Source organism: Pontibacter populi, assembly GCF_019336435.1.
GTDB lineage: Bacteria > Bacteroidota > Bacteroidia > Cytophagales > Hymenobacteraceae > Pontibacter > Pontibacter humidus.
Map to the genome: position 1 here is coordinate 1 of NZ_JAHWXQ010000007.1, position 22,518 is coordinate 22,518.

Sequence of the window (22,518 nt, forward strand, 5' to 3'; positions counted from 1 at the left end):
GCGGTCCGGACGGGACTCGAACCCGCGACCTCCGCCGTGACAGGGCGGCATTCTAACCAACTGAACTACCGGACCAACTTTGTTTCCCTCAACGCTGTTCGTTAAAGTGATGCAAATGTAGAGCGTATTTTCGTATTGTGCAACACCAATGCATATTTTTCACACTATATTTTCTCTTCAAAAACCTAATTTGTTGTGTGCCACCACTTTTATTTTTCAATTCCACTATATTTTCTCTACTTACTTACCTGTAATAACATAATCTGTTAAATTTGTAGCGAATTACTAGCGAAGAAAATATGCTTTTAGATTTCGAACAGCCAATTGCTGCCTTAGAAGGCAAACTGCAGGAAATGAAAAAACTGGCAAGCGAAAGCCAGGTAGATGTTTCGGAGGCGGTAAAGGCTCTGGAAGAAAAAATAAAAAACCTGAAAAAGGAAACGTATGCCAACCTTACGCGCTGGCAACGTGTTCAGCTTTCCCGTCACCCGGATAGGCCATACACCTTAGATTATATTAAGGGCATCACTGATAAGTTTGTAGAGCTTCATGGCGACCGTACAGTAGGTGATGATAAAGCCATGGTGGGTGGCTTTGGTGAAGTTGAAGGCCGCAGCATTATGTTTATTGGTCAACAGAAGGGGCGTAATACCAAGCAGCGCCAGTTGCGTAACTTTGGTATGGCTAACCCCGAAGGTTACCGCAAGGCACTTCGCCTGATGAAAATGGCAGAAAAGTTCGGTAGACCTATCGTTACCCTTATCGATACCCCGGGTGCATTTCCAGGTTTAGAAGCTGAAGAGCGTGGACAAGGTGAGGCCATTGCCCGTAACCTGAAGGAGATGTTTATGCTGAAGGTGCCTGTTATCTGTATCATTATTGGTGAAGGTGCTTCGGGTGGTGCTTTGGGTATTGCCATTGGCGACCGTGTGATGATGCTGGAAAATACCTGGTATTCTGTTATCTCACCAGAGTCATGCTCTTCTATACTATGGCGCAGCTGGAACTATAAAGAGCAGGCAGCGGAAGCATTGAAGCTTACAGCAAAAGATATGCTTCAGAACAGGCTCATAGATGGCATCATAAAAGAGCCTCTTGGCGGTGCTCATACTGAGCCGGACAAGATGATGAAGACGATGAAACGTGAAATCGTTAAGTTGCTGGACGAACTTGATGCTTTAGATACAGAAGAGCGCATTATGCAGCGAATCGAGAAATTCTCGGATATGGGCGTGGTGCTTGAGAGTTAGAAAGTTTTTAAGTTAAAAAGTTAAAAAGGTAATGAAGCTTTAAGGGCTTTGTTACCTTTTTTGTTTTTTATAACTTCACCTGTTAACCTTAACTTGAGCTGCAAACTATAGATTGAAGTATAGGAAGGGAACAACTTTCTAACTTCCAAAATTTTTAACTTTCTAACTATGAAACTTCACGTTATTGATACAGGTTTTTTTAAACTGGATGGTGGTGCCATGTTCGGTGTAGTGCCTAAAACATTATGGCAACGCACTAACCCGGCAGATGAGAATAACCTGTGCACCTGGGCAATGCGCTGTTTGCTGATTGAGGATGGAGATAGATTGATCCTGATTGATAATGGAATAGGAGATAAGCAGGATGCTCGTTTTTTCAGTCATTATTATTTACACGGTGATGCATCTTTACAAAGTTCGCTTAAAGCTGCCGGTTTTGCCCCGGAAGATGTAACTGATATGTTCCTGACGCACCTCCATTTTGACCATTGTGGAGGCGGTGTCAAGTATAAAAATGATAAACAAGAGTTGGAACTTGTATTCCCGAATGCTACGTATTGGTCGAATGACGATCACTGGAAATGGGCAACAGAGCCAAACCCGCGCGAAAAAGCATCTTTCCTGAAAGAGAATATTTTACCAATGCAGGAGAGTGGCCATCTTAAATTTATTGATCCTGATCAGCCTTCACCAATTCCCCAGTTTGATCTTATCTATGTGAATGGGCATACAGATAAGATGATGCTGCCTGTGATTAACTATAAGGACCATAAATTGGTTTACATGGCAGATCTGTTGCCTTCTGTGGGACATATTCCGCTGCCATATGTAATGGGCTATGATACACGTCCGTTGTTAACTATGGAAGAAAAAGCTGCTTTTCTGGATAAGGCGGCCGAAGAAAACTATATCCTGTTTTTTGAGCACGATGCTGTAAATGAGTGCTGTACTGTGCAGCAAACCGAGAAAGGTGTCCGCTTAAAAGATACGTTTAGCTTAAAAGAAATATAGCCTGTGAAGATCGGACTTGCCTTGTCAGGTGGTGGTGCCCGTGGTATTGCTCACTTAGGAGTTTTAAAAGCTTTTGATGAATTGGGAATTAATGTTTCGATCCTGTCCGGGGTTAGTTCAGGGGCTATTGCCAGCGTGTTTTATGCTGCAGGTTATAAACCGGAAGAGATTCTGAAGCTGATTAGAGAGCTTAGTGTATTTAAGATCATACGCCCGGCTTTCGGTAAAATTGGTTTTCTGCACCTGGATGAAGTGGAGAAATTATACGAAAAGTATCTGGGCAAAAACGCCTGTTTCGAGGATCTGAACATTCCGGTTATAATTAGCGCCACAGAAATGAACGAAGGAGTGGTTGTTTACTTTTCGAGCGGTGAGTTAATCAAACCGCTCATTGCTTCCTCAGCAGTTCCCATCCTTTATCATCCTATTGCTTACCAGGGCAAGTTACTTAATGATGGCGGCCTCCTGAATAATATGCCGGTTGATCCGTTGCACCAGAACTGTGATATCAAGATTGGTGTACATGTAAATCCCATCAACCACCAGGCGAAAATTACCACATTGCGAAGTATGGTAGAACGCACCGCGCATCTGGCCATCAATAACAATGTTAAAATGCGGTTGCACCTCTGCGATTTCCTGATCGAACCGCCAGAACTTAAGTTTTACCGCCTGATGAGTTTCCGGAAAGCAGATGAGATTTTCGATATAGGCTATCGCTACACCCTTCATTTAGAGAAACATCTGAGACAGCTCATCGAATCCAACTAAGCTATAGTTGCGCCTGTTGTAACATCTGATTACAAACTGATTGTTTATTTAGTTAAAAAAAATATAACTATAGTGTAAACGTTTTTAACATCATTCGTACATATGCATGTTTAGCCTACACCCTTACTGCATATGAAAAGAATTCTACTTCTGTTTTTATTACTTCCTTCGTTCGTTTTTGCCCAGGAAAATGAGAGTTTCATGTTTAAAGCTAAAGTAAAACATGGCTCCATTCTGATCGGTGGTTCCCTTAGTGGCTTCGCTTACAAAACGTCAGATAACCTGCATTCTTTAAATGGCGCGCAGGAAGATGGTAGAAAAATACAGGCAAATCTACAGTCGAAGAACGGCTATTTTATTTTTAATGATTTTGCCGTAGGGTTAAACCTCAATCTTTTTCATGAAAATACGAAAGTAACCTCAGACCCGGAGCAGGAACCCTTTAAGGAAACGTATTTTCTGGCTGGCCCATTTGTGCGCTATTACCTCGATAATGGTGTGTTCGGCGAAGCAGGGGCAAGCGTAGGCAAGCATAACTTTTCTGACGGTTTCCAATCCAACCTACTGGATGCAACCGTGGGTGTGGGATATGCTTTTTTCTTTAATGAGAAATTTTCTATTGAGCCAATGCTTTCGTTCCGGTATTTCCGGCAGATGAAAGATGACCAGGCCTATTCTACTTTCGGACCATTGGTAGGAGTCGGTTTCCAGGCTTACCTGCTGCGCAAACGCGCGCATGTTATCAAAATCGGTTTGTAAAAAAGCTTAATTGTGCGTATTTATACACTTTGATTCAAATCTCATAAGCAGGCTTAACTAAAAAGCTGCTTAACCGGATGTATAAACACCCACATGATCGCTAAATTTTTATCTAAACTCCTCTTTAAGGTTTCGGGCTGGAAACTGAATGGCTACCTTACGCCAGAAAACCGCCGTTGTGTAATGATTGCTGCCCCACACACTAGTAACTGGGACTTTGTGTATGCCCGTGCAGCGTTTTACCTGATGGATGCCCCTATACGCTATACCATTAAAAAAGAATTCATGCGTTTCCCGTTTGGCGGCTTGCTTCGTTCCATGGGAGCACTTCCAATCGATAGATCCAGGAATACGAAAATGGTAGATGCCATGATCCGGATATTTAACGAAACACCTGGCGATATGTGTGTAATGGTTACCCCGGAAGGTACACGCAAATACCAGCCTCGCTGGAGACGTGGTTTTTATTATGTGGCCGAGGGAGCAGGTGTACCTATCGTTTTAGGCTATCTGGACTATGCTAAGAAAGAGGCGGGAATCGGACCAACTATATACCCAACTGGCGACATTGAGGCTGACCTGGAAAAGATAATGGCCTTCTACAGAACCAAGCAAGGTAAATACCCTGAGCAGGGAGTGAGGTAAGTTGGGAAGTTAAAAAGTTAGAAAGTGAATATTGAAGCGTTACGTGAATTGTGCCTGGGTTTGCCCGGTGTAACAGAGGATATTAAGTGGGGCGCAGATCTTTGCTTTTTGGTAGGTGAGAAGATGTTCTGCGTGACAAGCATCGATGCACCGCATTCTGTTTCCTTTAAGGTGACGGATGAAGAGTTTGATGAAATGATTGCCAGGCCACTAATAATACCTGCTCCTTATATGGCCCGCAATAAATGGGTAAATGTGAAGGAGTGGGGCGGATTAACAGAGGCTGAGTGGGAAACTTATGTTAAGCAGAGCTATAGTTTGGTAAAGGCAAAACTTACTAAAAAACTACAGAAAGAGATTGATGCTATAGTTTAAATATTATGATATACTGCCAGTTTAAGCGTAGCGGAAACTGGTGGTTGTGCATGGCAGCCAGTTTGTAACTGGCGAAACTATAGTTTGTGGTTTAAGCAAGTTACAAACTGGCACCATAGTAAGCCACAAGTTGCACTGCGTTAAACTTGCGGCATAATAAGTAGAAAAGGCTCCCGAACTATAGTTCAGGAGCCTTTCGTTTTATAGGTAATCTATAGTTTAGGCGATCTGTCTTAAATCAACCGGAATAACCCTTGAAATGCCGGCCTCGATCATGGTAATGCCATACATTACGTCTGTAGAGGCCATCGTGCGCTTGTTGTGGGTTACAACTATAAATTGCGACTCGTTGGAAAAGGTACGGATGATGTTGTTAAACTTGTCGATGTTGGCATCATCCAGCGGAGCATCCACTTCATCGAAGATACAGAATGGCGCCGGCTTCAACAGGTAGATCGCAAACAGCAACGAAATAGCCGTCAGTGTTTTCTCGCCACCTGATAACTGGTTTATAGTTAACGGTCGCTTTCCTTTCGGCTGCGCCATGATCTCGATCTTCGAGTCCAGCGGGTTGCTTGGGTCCGTAATTACCAAGTCGCAGTTATCTTCGTCGGTAAACAGGCTGCGGAACACGCGTATAAAGTTGCCTTTGATCTCATTGAATGACTCCAGGAATTTCTCTTTGGCTACCGTGTCGATCTCATTTATAGTTTCGATCAGCGTGTTCTTAGCGTTTACAAGGTCGTTGCGCTGCGTTGTGATGAAGTTATTACGCTCTTCTATCTCTCCGTAAGCCTCAGCTGCCATCGCGTTCACAGGGCCCATCTTATCGATCGTGCTGCGTATGCCAGAAATGTAGTTGCTCAGCTCTTCGGTTGGCATTTCTATCGTTTCGTCGGCAGGCAGCTGCAGATCTGTCGTTTCGATGTTGAACTCCACGGCTAGACGCTCCTGCACCGATACCAGTTTAATCTTAGTGTCGTTTAGGGCTTGCTGCATGCGCATTAATAACTCATCTGCGTTCTGGCGCTTGCGCTGGAGCTCGCGGATAGTCTTATCTTTTTCATCCAGTTCGCCACGAAGGGTGAAGTATTTCTTTTCAATTTCTTCCAGTTCATAGCCAAACTCGCGACGTGCCTCGGTCATTTGATCCACTATAGCTTCATTCTCTTCTATAAAAGTGTTGGCTATAGTTATCTCTTCTTCGGCTTTGGCCATTTCCTGTTTCAGGCCTTCGATGCGCTCCTGGTTTGTCTCAACTGTTTTCTGCTTGTAGCTAATCTCCTGCTGCAAACTGGCAAAGCGGTTCTTTAGCTGGTGGAACTGGATGTTCTCCTGGTTATACATGCCGTTTATCACAGCGATCTGTTCCTGCTGACGATTTAATTGCGATGTATACACAGCCAGTTCTTCTTCCAGGCGCTTCAATTCCTGCTGGTCAGTTTCCGCTACCGGCGACATTTCCAGGAAAAGCCTGCTTAGCTCATCCTTGCGTTGTAGCAGCTCTTCTTTTTTCTGGGTATAGTTGTGACGGTTCTGCTGGTGTTGCTCGTGTTTGATGCGTATCGTCAGCAATTCCTGTTGCTGTTTAGCCGTTTCGCGCTCCAGTTCTTTAATACGCTCTTTCTGCGACTCGCCTTTATAGTTTAGCAGGATCTGTTGCTGCGCATTTACACGGCTCTGCAGTATATCTGTTTGCCTTATCAGTTCTTCCACTTCCTTCGCCAGCGTCTCCAGGTTCTGCTTGCGGCCCAAACGGTTACCATCCAGCACACCTACAGATCCACCTGATAAGCTCAATGGCTTTTTAATAGCTGAGCCATCTTTCAGGAGTATCGTTTTATAGTCTGTGTCATACAAATCTACGTCATCACTGATATAGACATTGTTTAACATGTACTTCAGGAGCTCACTGTACTTCTTGTCAGCTTTTACCACTTCATAAGCAGCTTTCAGGTCACCTTCCGAGTAAGTGCCGGTTGGCTCCAGTTCCTCTATCTCCGAAAGTATAATAAAGTTAGCACGGCCCTTATTCTGGCTCTTCAGCAGCTCCACGGCATCCAGGGCATCCTGTAAGTCATCCACCACAAAGAAGTTCATGTAGGGCTCGAGATAGCTTTCTATAAGGCCTTTATACTCAGGCTCACAAACGATGATATCCGAAAGGAGCGGGGCAGGCTTTTGCCAATCGCCGGATTGAGCCAGGAACTTGATAGCCTCCGGAAAACCTTCCATGTTCTCGACTAGAGATTTTGTCAGGTTGTATTGGTTTTGCTTGGCATCGCGGGTACGGTTCAGGTCTACAAGCTGCTCTTTCAGCGCTTCAATATCCAGTTCCGTTTTTTCAATATTCTGTAGTAGTGTTTCTTCTTTGGCCTGCAGGCTCACCAGTTCTGATGTTGTATTTTCAAGCAACTCCTGTGCTTCCAGAAGTTGTTCGGCCAGTAACTGGGCATCTTCGTCGGCAGTAAGCTGCTGCTGTTCCATGCGGTCGAGGTCCGAAACTATAGATTGGATCTGCACATTGCTGATTTCCAATTGTTTGTGGTGCTGGAAAACGGCGTTTTGCTTGTCGCGGTGCTGCAGGCTCAGATACTGAAAAGAATCCTGTAAAGTTTGTTTCTGCTCGTTTGCGTCCTGTAATTGCTCTTTCAGTGCCTGTACCTGCTCTTCGGCAGTGCCAAATTGTTCCTGTACCGCTTCCAGTTCATCGCGCAGTTGCCCTATACTTTCCTGTATGTGCTCTACATTCGACGAATCCTGGCTTATTTGCTGACGCAGTTGTGTAATACGCTCTTTCAGATACGTGCCACGCTCAGCCTTTAATTTGATATCATTCTCCAGTTGGCGCAGCTTTGCTGTCTGAACCTGCATGGTTTTCTGCATTTCGCTGAGCTGTTCCTGGGTGCGGTTCAGTTCTTCTTTTTGGTCAGCAATAGCGTCTTCAGCTTTTGTTACAGCACCAACGTAATCTTCTTTCAGGGCCGTTTCGCGCTGCACGTCCTGCTCCAGGCGCTCCATCGTTTGCTGGTACTGGCTTATGTTGCGGCGGGCAAACTCTAAACTATGTTTCTTATAGTCTTCCTTTAACTGAAAATACTTAATAGCTTGTTTAGCTTGCCTTTCCAGCGTTTTCATATTCTTGCCGATCTCGAACAACACGTCCTCCACGCGCTCCAGGTCGGCATCAGTTTCTTCCAGCTTTTTAAGCGTCTGCTTCTTACGAACACGGAACTTAGAGATACCGGCAGCTTCCTCAAACAACAACCGGCGTGAGTTTTCCTTATCGTTCAGGATCTCATCCACCATCTTCAATTCGATGATCGCATAGCTGTCCGAGCCAATTCCGGTGTCCAGGAAAAGTTCGTTGATGTCTTTCAGGCGGCAAGGCACACCATTCAGCAGGTATTCGCTGTCGCCGGAGCGGTGGTAGCGGCGGGTAACTGTAACCTGGGAATATTCGGTAGGCAAAACGCCCCGGTTATTATCAAACGTGATAGATACTTCGGCCATCTGCACCGGCTTGCGGGTTTTGGAACCGTTAAATATCACGTTCTCCATCTTATCGGAGCGCAGGTTACGGGTTTTCTGCTCGCCCAGTACCCAACGGATGGCATCCACCACGTTAGATTTACCGCAGCCATTCGGCCCTACAATTCCTGTTATCCCTTCGTCGAAGTTGATGACCACTCGGTCGCCAAAACTCTTGAAGCCTTTAATTTCTAATCTTGATACTTGCATTCGCTAAAAGCAGAAATTCTGAATTCTAATCTCAAAAATAAGACTATTTCCTGTATCTAAGATGGTGTGGTAACGGATTAAACTATAGTTTTTATGATTTCTATAGTTAGAGAATGCTAAACTATAGTTTGGCAGGATTTATACTATAAAATTGCTATATTTGGTAATACGACGAACAGATGGAAGATTTTAAGGTCATATTTTACATACTGCTGGCAGTTGGCTATTTCCTGTTTAGTTTTTTCAGGAAGTATTTTAAGGAAGATAATACCCAGCCTAAGAAGTTCCGGGATGAGAATGAGCCGCCTGTTGAACGCCCACAGCCGCAACGCAAACCTGCAGTACCAGTAACTTCATTTGAAGATATTCTGCGTGAATTACAGCCTAAAATGGAGCAGGCAAAAGCTCAAACAAGAGAGGTAGTATATGATAAGCCTGTAAAGCAATTCCAGACCGTAGAAACTCCAAGTGTTAGTAAGTATGAGCATCAGGCACCGGCTGCTGTATCGTTAGAAAGAAGTACTGCTAATCGCTCCCGTATAAAAAGAAAGCCCGTATTTGAGAATTATGAGATAAAGCCGAAAGTAGCACTCCGTAAGTTTGATCCGTCTGTTCTTCGTAATCCAGCTACAGCACGTGATGCATTTGTGCTCTCAGAAATCTTTAACAGGAAATATTAATCCTTTTTCTTTGGTTCTATTGTAGTCCGCTGCCCTGTGTTAAGGCAAACGTTAAAATGTTAGCGCCCATTTGTAAGGCTTCCCGGCGCTTGTTTTCTGGGTCGTTGTATACTTCAGCATCTTCCCAGCCATTGCCCAGGTCGGTTTCGTAGCTATAGAAACACACTAACCTGCCCTTGTGTACGATACCAAATCCTTGCGGGGACTTATTGTCATGCTCATGTATCTTGGGCAGGCCATTCTTAAAAGTATATTTCTGCCTGTAGATCGGGTGATCGAATGGTAACTCTACAAACTCATATTCCGGGAACACCTTTTTCATTTCTTTCCGAATGTATTTATCCAGGCCATAGTTGTCGTCTATGTGCAGGAAACCACCACTAGTTAGGTAATTGCGTAGATTTTGGGCATCAGCATCAGAGAAAACCACGTTCCCATGCCCCGTCATGTGCACAAAGGGATAACTGTATAGTTCCGGACTGCCAACCTCTACCACGTCTTCGTCCGGCTTAATGTTCATGTTTAAGTTCTGGTTACAAAACTTTATCAGGTTTGGCAAAGATGTTTTGTTGGCATACCAGTCGCCGCCGCCGTTATACTTTAGCTTGGCAATTTTTAAACTATAGCGCTGTGCTGCCAGTGGCGTAACTATAAGGAGCACAAAAAACAGGAGCAGGGTTCGTTTCATTTCTATAGTTTATAGTTGTTAATCTAGCGCTGAGTATATCTCATGCAGCACTTGTAATGTATGGCAGGCCACAAGCGCAGCTGTTTCAGTACGAAGGCGGCTTTCGCCAAGGGTAACTGGTCTTATACCTGCTTCATAAGCTGCTTTTATCTCATCGGTAGAGAAGTCTCCTTCCGGGCCTATCATGATACAATGCGGCTGATTTATACTAAAGTAGTGCTTGATTGGTTTGGTAGCATCTTCCTCTAAATGAGCAATAAATGTACGGTCGTGTTGTGCCTGCTGTACAAATTTATTGAAAGGAATGAGGTCATGCAGCAAGGGCAGATACCCCTTCTGCGACTGTTTCATGGCACTGATGGCAATTTTTTCTAACCTGTCCAGGCGCAGCTGGCGACGTTCGGAATGTTCGCATAAAAGGAACGTGATCTCACTTACACCAATTTCGACAGCTTTTTCTACAAACCATTCCATGCGGTCCATGTTCTTTGTTGGTGCAACCGCGATATGCGACGTATAAGGCAGTTTTCCGTATTCTATTTGCTTATCAACTATCTGCAGCTGGCATTTCTTCTGATTGGCATCCTGTATGATAGCTGTATATAAGCCGCCCACACCATCTACCAAGTACACTGTGTCGCCTTGCTGCAGTCGTAGAACCCGTGTGCAATGCTTCGATTCTTCTTCATTTAAAGTATAGAAATTTGGGGTGATATCCGGAGTATAGAATAAATGCACAGATCTATAGTTAAATTGTAGTTTTAGTATGGAGCAACCTATAGTTTATAGTTCAGCTATATGCGTTACAAGCCTGTTAGCCCGCTTTTGAATATACGAAACTATAAAATTAACGCTGTTAAGCCTATAAAAATATAAAAGCCCCGCTGCTTAGGGCAACGAGGCTTTTGAGGTACTATAGTTTAATTAGTTGGTAGCTACTTCAACCTGAGGAGCACCAGCTAAAATATCGTCGCTTGCAAACTCGGCGTATTTACCGAAGTTCTTTACAAACTTAGAAGCCAGGTCACTTGCTTTAGCATCGTACTCCTCCTTGTTTGCCCATGTATTACGTGGGTTCAGGATCTCAGAAGGTACGTTAGGGCAAGTGTCAGGCATCTCAACCCCAAAAATTGGGTGTTTCGTGAAGCTTACATCATTCAGCTCACCATTTAGGGCAGCTGTGATCATAGCGCGCGTGTAAGGCAGTTTCATGCGTGAACCTACGCCGTAAGGGCCACCGGTCCAGCCTGTGTTAATCAGCCATACATTTACGTTATTCTCTTCCATTTTCTTACCCAGCATTTCTGCATACTTGGTAGGGTGTAATGGAAGGAACGCAGCACCGAAGCAGGCAGAGAATGTAGTTTGTGGCTCTGTAATGCCAACCTCAGTACCGGCAACCTTAGCTGTGTATCCTGAAATGAAGTGATACATCGCCTGGCTAGCATTCAGTTTCGAAATCGGAGGCAGTACGCCAAATGCATCAGCTGTCAGGAAGAAGATATTTTTAGGGATATCAGCTCTTGAAGGCTCTACAGCATTATCGATGTGGTTGATCGGATAAGCGGTACGTGTGTTTTCTGTTACAGAGCTGTTTGTATAGTCTACAGTACGTGTTCCTTCGTAGAAACGCGTGTTCTCAACTATAGATCCGAACTTGATCGCATCCCAGATCTGCGGCTCTTTTTCTCTTGTCAGGTCGATAACTTTTGCATAGCAACCGCCTTCAAAGTTAAATACACTGTCAGCAGCCCAGCCATGCTCATCGTCACCAATCAGGCCACGGTTAGGGTCAGCAGAAAGGGTAGTTTTACCTGTACCTGATAAACCGAAGAAAATAGCAGTATCACCATCTTTACCAACGTTGGCAGAGCAGTGCATCGATAATGTATCTCTTTCGTGCGGCAGGATATAGTTCAGCACACCGAAAATACCTTTCTTCATTTCGCCGGCGTAACCAGTACCACCAATCAGGATCATGTTCTTCGTAAAGTTGATGATCGCGAAGTTAGCCTGGCGTGTACCATCTACTTCCGGATCAGCCTGGAACTCAGGGGCGCAGATAATGGTAAACTCAGGAGTGTGGTTGGCGATTTCCTCTTCGGTTAAGCGCAGGAACATATTGTTACAGAAAAGGTTCTGCCACGCCTGTGTGTTAACTATGCGGAGGTTTAAGCGGTAATCAGGGTGCGCGCCTGCGTAAGCATCACGTACATAAAGCTTCTTATCCTTCAGGAAATCCACCATTTTGGCTTGCAACTGGTCGAATTTTTCCGGGGAAAATGCGATGTTGATATCACCCCACCAAACAGAGTTTTCTGTTTTGGCATCTTTAACTACGAAGCGGTCTTTTGGGGAACGACCGGTAAATTTACCTGTATCGCACATCAATGCGCCGGTATCAGTAAGGGCACCTTCGCCATTTTTAATGGCCTCTTCTACCAGCTCAGCCGGACTCAGGTTCCAAAGCACTTCTTTCGCCTCTTTAATACCTAAGCTGTCTAAACCTACTGCATTAGATTTATGTCCAGATTCTTTCATTTGAAATTTATTGGGTTTATTAAAATAAGGTGATGTTTAATAACTAATTATGAGACAAAAATATGAAAAATAATATATCTAAGTAATGGTTCGGTAATTTATAATAACGTTGATATTACACTTGTACTATATAACGTGAAATATTTGTCAGTTTGTACGTAAACTAATATATTTACTTCCTTCGTACGCTTATGTTTACTATTTAACCTAACAATCAACTAATCTAAATCTATGTCTGTTAACCTACAACACCCTAATGCTGCGGCGGATAAAGAAAATCTGAAGCATCCCAAAGGGCTGTACTTGTTATTCTTTACAGAGTTATGGGAGCGCTTCAGCTACTACGGGATGCGTGGCCTTTTAATGCTATATCTTACAAAAACTGCCCTGGAAGGCGGTTTGGGCTACAGTGTAGCAGATGCAGCGTTAATTTATGGTTACTTTACCGGTTTCGTATATTTTACGCCTATTATAGGTGGTTGGTTGGCCGATAAATTTATTGGTCACCGCCGTGCCATCCTGATAGGTGGTGTGCTGATGGCGCTTGGCCAGTTCAGCTTGTTCTCTACACCATATATAGGAGTGGAGATGACCTACCTTGGGCTGTTACTGTTAATTATAGGTAATGGTTTCTTTAAGCCTAATATTTCTTCTATAGTTGGTAACCTGTATGCGCAGGGCGACCCACGCCGCGACTCAGCATTTACCATCTTCTACATGGGTATCAATATCGGTGCATTTTTCGCGCCACTGGTTTGCGGTTTCCTTGCTGAAGATTATTTTGCCACTAAAGCTGTTGTAAATGGTGTTGAGACGGTAACCAATTATGGTTTCCAGTACGGCTTCCTGGCAGCTGGTATCGGTATGGTTATCGGCCAGATCGTATTCAATACCTTAGGGCCGAAATTACTTGGCGACCTGGGTCTTAAGCCTGTAAAAGCAGAAACTGACGAAGCAACCGGTCAGCCTAAAAAAGCAGATAAGCTTACAAAAGAAGAGATCGACCGTGTATCAGTTATCTTTATCATCTCGATATTTGTAATTTTCTTCTGGGCAGGTTTTGAGCAGGCGGGTAGCTCCCTAACTGTTTACACAGATAAATACATTGACCGTGAAGTGTTTGGTTACCTGATCCCAACTTCCTGGTTTCAGTCAGTAAACCCGTTATTCATTGTAATGTTTGCCCCACTAACAGCGCAGCTTTGGTTATTCCTGGCTAAGCGCGGAAAAGACTTAAGCATACCTACTAAAATGGGTATGGGTATGATCCTGCTTGGTGTTGGTTTCTTCTTTATGGTGGGTGCTGTTATGGAGCGCGGTGGCGATGATGTTGCGGACGAAACAATTAAAGCAAGTCTTGCCTGGTTGATCGCTACTTATTTCTTCCACACTATCGGTGAGCTTTGCCTTTCTCCGATCGGTCTTTCAATGGTAACACGCCTTGCTCCGGTAACATTGGTATCTATGCTGATGGGTGTTTGGTTCCTGGCTCCGTTCATTGCTCAGATTGCAGGTGGTTACATCGCTTCTTATGTTGAAGAACTGGGAGCGTTCACTATTTTCGCATCTATCGGTGGTTTCGTAATCCTGGCAGGTTTAATCCTGATAGCACTTACACGTAAACTGATGTACATGATGCACGGTCGCGGCTAAGCATCGTTTCAGAATATTTTTATAAAAAAGGCCCTGCTGATTTTAGCAGGGCCTTTTTTATGTTATAAATTTTATACTTTTGCGATCTGTGATATTCTAATCTATAGTTGCTTATATTTCAGTAGCTTATATATAATATTGCTTATACTTTAAAAATTAACTTATAGCCAAATTCTACACTTTTAGTCCATGTTTTCTATTACCCGGAAGTGGCAGCTTATAGTTGTGCTTTCATTTTTTGCCTTGTACAGTTGCAAAACTGATACTGTTACCCCTGTTGCTTCTACTCCCGATCCAGATACTATAGTTTATACTATAAAGAAAGGGGAGCACGACACAAAATCAACCTTTGCTTTGCGCACTGTGAGTGCTTTAAAGTTTGAGGCTACTTTTAACACATCAGCCATTTATCAAATGACTGTTAAAGAGAACCAGGCTGATATAAACAAACTATACGGAATTTCTGACTGCAATACCGATCATCACAGTAACAGCGCACGTTTTGGCTGGCGCTGGTACAATAATCAACTCGAGATACATGCCTATACTTACCTGAATAAAGTGAGAAAGTCAGAGCTGGTGGGAGTAGTTGAGTTAAATCAGGCTTATAGTTATGAAATACAAATGCATGACAACAAGTATGTTTTTATACTTAATGATAAGACTGTAGAACTGCCAAGACATTGCACCGGAAAAGGAGAGGGCTACCAGCTTTACCCATATTTTGGAGGTGATGAAGTAGCTCCGCATGACATAACGATAGCCATCAGAGAGGCAAAGAGGCAAAGAGTTAGAGAGTTCAGGAGTTAAAAGGATGTAGAGACGCAATATTTTGCGTCTTTTACATATGCAGAGTAATTTAAATCCAGTTAATCCTTTCATCCCGTAAATGCTGATTCAGACAGAAAACAAAAAGCCCTTGCAACTTTCGCTGCAAGGGCTTTTTGTATTTATACTATGGGATTTCTGATTACATCATGCCGCCCATGCCGCCCATGCCACCTGGCATACCGCCGCCCATTGGAGCACCTTCTTCAGCAGGCTCTTCAGATACTACACACTCTGTAGTAAGAAGCAGACCAGCGATAGAAGAAGCGTTCTCTAAAGCAAGGCGTGTAACCTTAGTAGGGTCGATGATACCAGCTGCGAACATGTTCTCGTATCTGTCATCACGGGCATTGTAACCGAAGTCAGCTTTGCCTTCGCGGATAGCCTGTACTACTACAGAACCTTCGCCGCCAGCGTTGGCAACTATAGTTCTAAGCGGAGCCTCCAGTGCAGTTTTAATGATGCTTACACCAGTCTGCTCATCAGCATTGTAAACGTCGATGTTGTTAAGAGCATCTAAAGCACGGATCAGGGCAACGCCACCACCAGCTACAATACCTTCTTCAACAGCAGCTCTTGTTGCATGCAATGCATCGTCAACGCGGTCTTTCTTCTCTTTCATCTCAACTTCAGTAGAAGCACCGATGTAAAGGATAGCAACACCACCAGAAAGCTTAGCAAGACGCTCCTGTAGTTTTTCTTTATCGTAATCAGATGTAGTTGATTCCATCTGAGATTTGATCTGGTTGATACGGGCAACGATATCATCTTTCTGACCACCACCATTCACGATAGTCGTGTTGTCTTTGTCGATAATCACTTTCTCAGCTTTACCAAGGTAATCCAGAGTTGCGTTCTCCAACTTGTAGCCACGCTCTTCAGAAATTACAGTACCGCCAGTCAGGATAGCGATATCCTCCAGCATTGCTTTTCTTCTGTCGCCGAAGCCAGGAGCTTTAACAGCAGCAATTTTAAGCGAGCCACGTAGTTTGTTTACTACCAGGGTAGCAAGTGCTTCGCCATCTACATCTTCAGCAACTATAACCAGGCCTTTACCAGTCTGAACAACCTGCTCTAATACTGGCAGAAGCTCCTTCATTGTAGAAACTTTCTTGTCGTAGATCAGGATGAACGGGTTGTCGAAGTCAGCTTCCATTTTCTCTGCGTTTGTCACAAAGTATGGAGACAGGTAACCGCGGTCAAACTGCATACCTTCTACAGTTTTTACTTCAGTTTCAGTACCTTTTGCTTCTTCAACCGTGATAACGCCGTCTTTACCAACTTTATCCATTGCATCAGCGATCATTTTACCGATCTCAGCATCGTTGTTGGCAGAGATTGTACCTACCTGAGCGATCTCAGAAGAGTTTTCGATTTTTTTAGACTGCTGGCGCAGGTTTTCAACTACAGCATGTACTGCCTTGTCGATACCACGCTTCAGGTCCATTGGGTTAGCACCAGCTGCTACGTTCTTGATACCGGCTGTGTAGATAGCCTGAGCCAATACAGTTGCAGTTGTAGTACCGTCACCCGCCTGGTCAGCAGTTTTAGAAGCTACTTCTTTTACCAATTGTGCACCCATGTTCTCGATAGCATCTTTCAGTTCGATTTCTTTCGCAACTGAAACGCCATCTTTTGTAATAGTAGGGGCACCGAATTTTTTGTCAATGATTACGTTACGACCTTTAGGACCCAACGTAACTTTTACAGCATTCGCCAGTTTGTCTACACCGGCTTTAATTTTGCCACGTGCGTCGGCATCAAATGTGATGTTCTTAGCCATAGTTTATATGATCTGATTAAGTTTTACTTATTGAAAGATTAAAGTACTGCCAGAATATCTGACTCGCGCATGATCAGGTAGTCACCGCCATCAATTGAGATCTCAGTACCGGCATATTTGCCATACAACACCTGGTCGCCTACTTTAACTTGCGGCTGCATTAATGTACCTTGTTCAGATACTTTGCCTTCGCCAACGGCTACTACCTCACCACGCTGTGGTTTTTCTTTAGCAGTGTCCGGAATGATGATACCAGACTTCGTTTTTTCTTCTGCTGCAGCAGGAGCTACGATCACTCTGTCTGCTAATGGTTTAATGCTGATTGACATAGTTTGTTAATGTTTTTAGGTTTTATGGTTGAAATTAAACTTTGAAACCGATGAGTACTTATCACTTCTTGTGCCAAGCTGCTTTTAGCTATAGTTTAAGCCAATTTTACAGACTAAGCTTCTGCCAGACCTGACAATTTTGTCATTTTATGACAGACTAAGGAACCTTTTTGGTAAACGGGAGCGAAGAGGTGGCAGAAACCATAAATAAAAAAGCCAACCTTATGCAGGTTGGCTTACTAATATATGCTGGTAATTGTTACTTATTTTCCGTTGTTAGCAGTATCTGTCATTGCTGGTATATCAGCAGGATCAGGAATAGCAGCTGTAGTATCTGTAGTTGCGCCAGGCAATGCTGCAGGAGCACCCGGAAGCTGTGACTGACGTGCACGCTCTTCGTTAACGCTTTTACCAACAGGGCCTTCGTTATGACTGTCAACCATCATGTGTGTGCTTAGTGTTAATACTACCAGGGCAATTGCAAAACCCCAGGTTAATTTTTCAAGCAGGTCACCAGTACGTTTTACACCCATTAGCTGGCTGGTGCTGCCTCCAAACTGGCTGGAAAGCCCGCCTCCTTTAGGGTTTTGTGCTAGCACAACCAGAATTAGCAACACGCAAATGAAAATGATAATACTGATAAGGGCGATGTACATCTTAGTTTAAGTTTTGTAATTTTTCTATCTGTTCAGCAAAGTAACTCTTTTTTTCCGGATTTTTCAAAATGAGTTGCTCATATATTTTGATTGCCTTTTTAACTTTACCTTGTTTTAAGAAGATATTAGCAAGGTTTTCGGAGGCCATTCCTTTCTTTATCTTTGAATTCCGGAGCGAAAGATCTTCCTGCGGCTCTTCTTTAAGCTTGATATTAGCCATTGTTTTCAGCCTTGGGTTCAGCTTCAGGAACTGGTCAATAATATCCAGTTGCTCGCTTAATATATTGGTGGCAGGCTGAATAGCTTTCTCCAGTTCGTGAGTTTTATTATACTCCAGTATCAGCTCCGGATGGAAAGCATAAGGCTTAGGGCGTGTATAATCGTTTTTTAGCTGAAGTACTTCGCCCATTCTGCTCGACCCCATCCAGTAACCCAGCGCATCTTCCGCATACATGCGGTCAATTTCATCATAGTTATAAGTTATCTGCGCATCTTCAGGATTATGGGTAGTTATAATATCCGATACATCGGTGTTGTCTGATACATTAACCGCTAAAGGAACACTCTCAACTATAGTTTCCTGAGTTATTATAGCATCAGGCTGTAGATTTATTTCCTGAAGGGCTGCTTCCGTATCTTGCAGGAGCACCGGATTTTCAACTTCCGTATTCTCTACTGCAACTTCAGGATCCGGGGCTTGCGCCAGCAGGTCCGTGAATGAAGTGTTCAGGCTTCTTATAGTAAACAGGTCTGCCAGTTCAGCATCCGGGTTTAAAGCAGGTTCATTAACTATAGTACTAACTGCATCAGCCTGAGCTTCTATCAACTCCTCATCTGTAATAACCTCAGCTTCCGAAACTATAGCCTTGTTTTCTGTAACTATAGTTTGCTCCTCAACTTCATCGGTAATAGTAACGATAGTTTCTGATGATTCTACAGCTATAGTTTCATCCTCTGAAATCTGAGACTGATCTATAGTTATAGTTGGCGAAACTGTTTCCTCAACTATAGTTTCGTGCTGAGCTATAGTTGTAATTTCAGGTTCCTGCAGCGTAGTTTCCTGTTCTGCAGCAAGAGTTTCGTCAAACTCAGGGGCTTGAACAGGCGACGTGTAAATGACGCGCTTCAGTAGCTGGCGGTCAGTGGCGTAAGAGGCCGCCCGGCGCAAGCGTTGCGTAGAAAGCATACTTCCCTTGTCGTAAGCAGATTTGGCAAGGAGCAGGTGAGCAGTCTGGCAGTAAGGGAAGGCATTAGATACCTTTTCCAGTTCCGCGGTCTGCTGATCTGTAATGCTCGAAGCTTTCTGTATCAGTTCAAGAAAAGCTGATTTATTCATTAGGTGATGTGTACTTAAAGGGCTAATAATTACCAGTTTGCAACTGTTTTGTTAAATACATCCGTTACCAGGCGCTCCGTTAATGATTCGATCTCGGCCGGAGACAATTGCGTCACGTCACGGTCCTGGGCAAAATCCTGAGAGATAGAAAACAGCTGATCAAAGTTCTCGTCCGGGTTTATGTTATTTGTAAAGCGGACCTGTATGCCTAAAGTTAATCTGTTCAGGGCAGCCTGGTCAAGCTCGCCATCCCGCTGAATAGCGGCCGGCGTAACAGTAAAGCTTACAATCTGACCTTCCAGTTGCAGGTCACCTTCCTGTTGCAGAATGGTAAGGTTGGTATTGCGGCGGTAATAGTCTTTAAAATTATTGGTTACCAGCTGCGTTAAGTTTGCAGGACCTTCACCGGTCGGGTTCTCAAAATTCTGTATCGAGATGGTCTTAATGTCCGGCGATATAGTTGTACCGGTAAAAGAATATACACCACAGCCGCTAACTATAGTTAATAATAACAGCAGGGGCAAGGTATAAAGTCTGGTTAAATTATTCTTCAATTTCATACTGTTTCAGTTTTCTGTACAGCGTTCTTTCTGATATGCCAAGGTCCTGAGCGGCATATTTGCGCTTGTTATTGTGTTTTTTAAGCGCCTTTACTATCAGCTCCTTTTCCTTATCTTCTAAAGATAGACTTTCTTCAGCATTTTCGTGCTGGATGTCTTCTATTTTTTGATCGTCGTATTCGTGTGGCTGTGCCTGCTTCATGGGCAGGTAAAAAGCATCCGACTGCTCCTGTGTAGGATAGACGCGGCTTTCATACTGGCCAATATTCTCAAATAAATGCCCGTGCTCTTTTAACAGGTCGGTTTCAACTGGCTGCTGTGTCAGCATATCAAAAACCAGCTTTTTAAGCTCCGACACATCACGGCGCATATCAAATAACACTTTATATAATATGTCGCGTTCCGAAAAAGTCTGGTCGGCAGTTTTTTCAGCATTTAGTAAGGCCGGCACATGGCTTGCCTGCTCGCGTGGCAGATAACGCTTCATGGTCTCTGCATCAATCTCACGCTCATACTCCAGCACCGATATCTGTTCTACTATATTTTTGAGCTGGCGAATGTTGCCCGGAAACCTGAAATCAAGTAATAATTTAACAGCTTCTGATGTAAGCGTAATGGGTTTAACGCGGTATTTTTCAGCGAAGTCGCTGGCAAACTTACGGAACAGCAGGTATACATCGTCGCCACGTTCGCGCAAAGGCGGCACCGTGATCGGCACTGTATTCAATCTATAGTATAAGTCTTCTCTGAAACGGCCTTTTTCAACTGCATTCAGCAGGTTAACGTTGGTAGCAGCTACCACGCGCACATCCGTTTTCTGTACTTTAGAAGAACCTACTTTTATAAACTCGCCATTTTCGAGTACGCGCAGCAAACGAGCCTGGGTACCGAGCGGCATTTCACCTATCTCATCCAGGAAAATGGTACCACCATCTGTTACTTCAAAATAACCTTTACGGGTATCGTGCGCCCCTGTAAAAGAACCTTTCTCGTGGCCAAAAAGCTCAGAATCTATAGTTCCTTCGGGAATAGCACCGCAGTTGATAGCTATAAACTGGCCATGTTTACGCGGACTAAGATGGTGGATGATCTTGGAGAAAGATTCTTTACCACTACCACTTTCACCAGTAATCAGCACCGTCATTTCGGTAGGAGCTACCTGCGCTGCTACCTGTATGGCATAGTTAAGCTGTGGCGAGTTGCCAATTATCCCGAACCGCTGTTTTATACTTTGAATATCGATGGTGCGCATGTTGTTAAATTTGAAGATTTGGAGTTAAGCAGATTTGAAAATGGGTTTGAAGGTTAAACCGAATCAGGGTCATCTTCAACTTCCGGACTTTCTAATCTTCAAATTAATCTATTGCTTCACCGAACAGGGTTCCAACGCTGCAATCGTGTACCAGCACATTCACATAGTCACCTTTTTTATAGTGCTTCTTATCAAAGATCACTACTTTGTTCTGGTCATTGCGGCCACTCAGCTGCTCTTCCGATTTCTTGGAAGTTCCTTCCACCAATACTTTGTGCACCTTGCCAATGTCACGTTTGTTGCGGGCCAGAGAAGTTTCGCGCTGCTTGTTGATGATCTCATCCAGACGGCGTTTTTTTACTTCAAGCGGAATATCATCTTCCAGTTTGCGGGCTGCCAGTGTTCCGGGACGCTCAGAATAGAAAAACATATACGAGTAGTCGTACTGCACATAATCCATCAGGCTCAGGGTATCCTGGTGTTCTTCTTCTGTCTCGGTACAGAAGCCGGCAATCATATCCGAAGAAATACCGCATTCTTCACCAAGTATGGCACGGATCGCATCCACACGGTTTATATACCAGGCGCGGTCATACGTACGGTTCATCAGTTCCAGCACACGGGAGTTACCGCTTTGCGCCGGCAGGTGAATGTATTTGCAGATGTTGTCGTACTTTTTCATCGTGTACAACACTTCATCGGTAATATCTTTCGGGTGCGAAGTGGAGAAGCGAACACGCAGATCAGGAGATAGTAAAGCCACCATTTCCAGCAATTGAGCAAAGTTCACGTTTTCAGTGCCGTCTTCAGAAGCCCATTTGTAAGAGTCCACGTTCTGCCCAAGCAGTGTTACTTCTTTATAACCTTGTGCCACCAGCGCTTCTGCTTCCCGAACTATAGAATGTGCATCGCGGGAACGTTCACGGCCACGGGTGAAAGGCACCACACAGAAAGAACACATGTTATCGCAACCACGCATGATCGAAATAAAAGCACTTACACCGTTACTGTTTAGGCGGATAGGGTTGATGTCGGCATATGTTTCTTCTCTCGAAAGCAACACGTTAACAGCCTTCTGACCACCATCTACTTCGTTTATCAGGTTAGGAAGGTCGCGGTAAGCATCCGGGCCAACTACCAGGTCAACTATTTTTTCTTCCTCCAGTAATGATTTTTTCAGGCGTTCGGCCATACAGCCTAATATGCCAACCATCATTCCCGGCTTCTTTTTCTTATAGTGGTTTATCTGGCCTAAGCGGTTACGTACGGTTTGTTCTGCTTTCTCACGGATGGAGCAGGTGTTCAGGAACACAAGGTCAGCCTGTGCAATATCGGCAGTGGTATCAAAACCTTGCTCGAACATGATCGAGGACACAATTTCACTATCCGAGAAATTCATCGCGCAACCATAGCTTTCGATGTATAGTTTGCGGGAACGTCCGGTATTTGTGTCTTTCGAAACCTGTGTATCGCAAGATGCAGCCGCAGTGGCTTGTTCCGGCGTACGATTATCTATAAAATCAAGATCGAGGATTGGATTCATGCTAAAAATTCTTTGAGCTACAAATATACTACATTCCGTTTTAAAACCGTGACAGAATGGCAGAGGGATTTTTATAATTATGAATTATGAATGCTGAATTATGAGTGAAAGTAAGGT

General features: G+C 44.0%; 20 protein-coding genes and 1 tRNA gene. 9 read left to right on the forward strand and 12 right to left on the reverse strand.

The genetic code is table 11. From position 1 onward, the window contains the following. Position 1: 1 nt before the first annotated feature. Positions 2–75, reverse strand: a tRNA-Asp gene (locus KYK27_RS17285). A 224-nt stretch (positions 76–299) separates the two neighbouring features. Here KYK27_RS17285 and KYK27_RS17290 point away from each other — a divergent pair. From KYK27_RS17290 to KYK27_RS17315, 6 genes are all read left to right on the forward strand, one after another. Continuing rightward, positions 300–1,250, forward strand: coding sequence for an acetyl-CoA carboxylase carboxyltransferase subunit alpha (locus KYK27_RS17290; protein ID WP_199111568.1), 951 nt, complete (start codon positions 300–302; stop codon positions 1,248–1,250). 168 nt (positions 1,251–1,418) lie between these two features. Beyond that, positions 1,419–2,261, forward strand: coding sequence for an MBL fold metallo-hydrolase (locus KYK27_RS17295; protein ID WP_199111569.1), 843 nt, complete (start codon positions 1,419–1,421; stop codon positions 2,259–2,261). A gap of 3 nt (positions 2,262–2,264) precedes the next feature. Next, entirely contained in the window at positions 2,265–3,032 is a 768-nt protein-coding gene (locus tag KYK27_RS17300) for a patatin-like phospholipase family protein (RefSeq protein WP_199111570.1), read from the forward strand. Positions 3,033–3,164: 132 nt separating this feature from the next. After that, the gene (locus KYK27_RS17305) at positions 3,165–3,791 is read left to right on the forward strand and encodes a hypothetical protein (RefSeq protein WP_199111571.1); all 627 of its coding nucleotides are present in this window, start codon (positions 3,165–3,167) and stop codon (positions 3,789–3,791) included. A gap of 93 nt (positions 3,792–3,884) precedes the next feature. Continuing rightward, positions 3,885–4,436 carry a 1-acyl-sn-glycerol-3-phosphate acyltransferase gene (locus tag KYK27_RS17310; protein WP_199111572.1) on the forward strand — a complete coding sequence of 184 codons (552 nt, stop codon included), beginning with the start codon at positions 3,885–3,887 and terminating at the stop codon, positions 4,434–4,436. A 24-nt stretch (positions 4,437–4,460) separates the two neighbouring features. Continuing rightward, positions 4,461–4,811 carry an MmcQ/YjbR family DNA-binding protein gene (locus tag KYK27_RS17315; protein ID WP_199111573.1) on the forward strand — a complete coding sequence of 117 codons (351 nt, stop codon included), beginning with the start codon at positions 4,461–4,463 and terminating at the stop codon, positions 4,809–4,811. A 219-nt stretch (positions 4,812–5,030) separates the two neighbouring features. On the opposite strand, the gene smc is transcribed toward KYK27_RS17315, so the two are convergent. Beyond that, entirely contained in the window at positions 5,031–8,552 is a 3,522-nt protein-coding gene (smc, locus tag KYK27_RS17320) for a chromosome segregation protein SMC (protein ID WP_199111574.1), read from the reverse strand. 179 nt (positions 8,553–8,731) lie between these two features. Between smc and KYK27_RS17325 the strand changes: the two genes are divergently transcribed. Beyond that, entirely contained in the window at positions 8,732–9,232 is a 501-nt protein-coding gene (locus KYK27_RS17325; protein ID WP_199111575.1) for a hypothetical protein, read from the forward strand. A 16-nt stretch (positions 9,233–9,248) separates the two neighbouring features. Here the strand turns inward: KYK27_RS17325 and KYK27_RS17330 are convergent, their stop codons facing one another. The 3 genes from KYK27_RS17330 to pckA all read right to left on the reverse strand — a co-directional run bounded on the left by KYK27_RS17330 (position 9,249) and on the right by pckA (position 12,461). Then, positions 9,249–9,920 carry a DUF4159 domain-containing protein gene (locus KYK27_RS17330; protein WP_199111576.1) on the reverse strand — a complete coding sequence of 224 codons (672 nt, stop codon included), beginning with the start codon at positions 9,918–9,920 and terminating at the stop codon, positions 9,249–9,251. A gap of 18 nt (positions 9,921–9,938) precedes the next feature. Next, positions 9,939–10,658, reverse strand: a complete 720-nt coding sequence (locus KYK27_RS17335) for a 16S rRNA (uracil(1498)-N(3))-methyltransferase (protein WP_199111577.1) — start codon at positions 10,656–10,658, stop codon at positions 9,939–9,941. A 186-nt stretch (positions 10,659–10,844) separates the two neighbouring features. Next, a complete protein-coding gene (pckA, locus tag KYK27_RS17340; protein WP_199111578.1) occupies positions 10,845–12,461 on the reverse strand; it encodes a phosphoenolpyruvate carboxykinase (ATP) in 1,617 nt (538 codons plus the stop codon). 231 nt (positions 12,462–12,692) lie between these two features. Here pckA and KYK27_RS17345 point away from each other — a divergent pair, with 231 nt between their 5' ends. Further along, positions 12,693–14,114, forward strand: a complete 1,422-nt coding sequence (locus KYK27_RS17345) for a peptide MFS transporter (protein ID WP_199111579.1) — start codon at positions 12,693–12,695, stop codon at positions 14,112–14,114. 189 nt (positions 14,115–14,303) lie between these two features. Next, complete coding sequence (locus KYK27_RS17350; protein ID WP_199111580.1) at positions 14,304–14,924, forward strand: hypothetical protein; 621 nt, start codon at positions 14,304–14,306, stop codon at positions 14,922–14,924. Between the two features lie 160 nt (positions 14,925–15,084). Here KYK27_RS17350 and groL read toward each other — a convergent pair whose 3' ends face one another. The 7 genes from groL to miaB all read right to left on the reverse strand — a co-directional run bounded on the left by groL (position 15,085) and on the right by miaB (position 22,401). After that, a complete protein-coding gene (gene groL / locus KYK27_RS17355) occupies positions 15,085–16,725 on the reverse strand; it encodes a chaperonin GroEL (protein ID WP_199111581.1) in 1,641 nt (546 codons plus the stop codon). Between the two features lie 38 nt (positions 16,726–16,763). After that, a complete protein-coding gene (groES, locus tag KYK27_RS17360; RefSeq protein WP_199111582.1) occupies positions 16,764–17,054 on the reverse strand; it encodes a co-chaperone GroES in 291 nt (96 codons plus the stop codon). A gap of 263 nt (positions 17,055–17,317) precedes the next feature. Further along, entirely contained in the window at positions 17,318–17,710 is a 393-nt protein-coding gene (gene secG / locus KYK27_RS17365) for a preprotein translocase subunit SecG (protein ID WP_199111583.1), read from the reverse strand. Between the two features lies 1 nt (position 17,711). After that, entirely contained in the window at positions 17,712–19,046 is a 1,335-nt protein-coding gene (locus tag KYK27_RS17370; RefSeq protein WP_199111584.1) for a tetratricopeptide repeat protein, read from the reverse strand. 29 nt (positions 19,047–19,075) lie between these two features. Then, positions 19,076–19,606, reverse strand: a complete 531-nt coding sequence (locus KYK27_RS17375) for an LptE family protein (RefSeq protein WP_199111585.1) — start codon at positions 19,604–19,606, stop codon at positions 19,076–19,078. Then, the gene (locus KYK27_RS17380; RefSeq protein WP_199111586.1) at positions 19,590–20,858 is read right to left on the reverse strand and encodes a sigma-54 interaction domain-containing protein; all 1,269 of its coding nucleotides are present in this window, start codon (positions 20,856–20,858) and stop codon (positions 19,590–19,592) included. The genes KYK27_RS17375 and KYK27_RS17380 overlap by 17 nt, the downstream gene beginning before the upstream one ends. Positions 20,859–20,961: 103 nt before the next feature. Next, a complete protein-coding gene (miaB, locus tag KYK27_RS17385; RefSeq protein WP_199111587.1) occupies positions 20,962–22,401 on the reverse strand; it encodes a tRNA (N6-isopentenyl adenosine(37)-C2)-methylthiotransferase MiaB in 1,440 nt (479 codons plus the stop codon). Positions 22,402–22,518: the final 117 nt, after the last annotated feature.

Coding starts and splice junctions, on each gene's coding strand:
- KYK27_RS17290 (WP_199111568.1), top strand. CDS start 300: ATGCTTTTAGATTTCGAACAGCCAATTGCTGCCTTAGAAGGCAAACTG.
- KYK27_RS17295 (WP_199111569.1), top strand. CDS start 1,419: ATGAAACTTCACGTTATTGATACAGGTTTTTTTAAACTGGATGGTGGT.
- KYK27_RS17305 (WP_199111571.1), top strand. CDS start 3,165: ATGAAAAGAATTCTACTTCTGTTTTTATTACTTCCTTCGTTCGTTTTT.
- KYK27_RS17310 (WP_199111572.1), top strand. CDS start 3,885: ATGATCGCTAAATTTTTATCTAAACTCCTCTTTAAGGTTTCGGGCTGG.
- smc (WP_199111574.1), bottom strand. CDS start 8,552: ATGCAAGTATCAAGATTAGAAATTAAAGGCTTCAAGAGTTTTGGCGAC.
- KYK27_RS17325 (WP_199111575.1), top strand. CDS start 8,732: ATGGAAGATTTTAAGGTCATATTTTACATACTGCTGGCAGTTGGCTAT.
- KYK27_RS17330 (WP_199111576.1), bottom strand. CDS start 9,920: ATGAAACGAACCCTGCTCCTGTTTTTTGTGCTCCTTATAGTTACGCCA.
- pckA (WP_199111578.1), bottom strand. CDS start 12,461: ATGAAAGAATCTGGACATAAATCTAATGCAGTAGGTTTAGACAGCTTA.
- KYK27_RS17345 (WP_199111579.1), top strand. CDS start 12,693: ATGTCTGTTAACCTACAACACCCTAATGCTGCGGCGGATAAAGAAAAT.
- KYK27_RS17350 (WP_199111580.1), top strand. CDS start 14,304: ATGTTTTCTATTACCCGGAAGTGGCAGCTTATAGTTGTGCTTTCATTT.
- groL (WP_199111581.1), bottom strand. CDS start 16,725: ATGGCTAAGAACATCACATTTGATGCCGACGCACGTGGCAAAATTAAA.
- groES (WP_199111582.1), bottom strand. CDS start 17,054: ATGTCAATCAGCATTAAACCATTAGCAGACAGAGTGATCGTAGCTCCT.
- secG (WP_199111583.1), bottom strand. CDS start 17,710: ATGTACATCGCCCTTATCAGTATTATCATTTTCATTTGCGTGTTGCTA.
- KYK27_RS17370 (WP_199111584.1), bottom strand. CDS start 19,046: ATGAATAAATCAGCTTTTCTTGAACTGATACAGAAAGCTTCGAGCATT.
- KYK27_RS17375 (WP_199111585.1), bottom strand. CDS start 19,606: ATGAAATTGAAGAATAATTTAACCAGACTTTATACCTTGCCCCTGCTG.
- KYK27_RS17380 (WP_199111586.1), bottom strand. CDS start 20,858: ATGCGCACCATCGATATTCAAAGTATAAAACAGCGGTTCGGGATAATT.
- miaB (WP_199111587.1), bottom strand. CDS start 22,401: ATGAATCCAATCCTCGATCTTGATTTTATAGATAATCGTACGCCGGAA.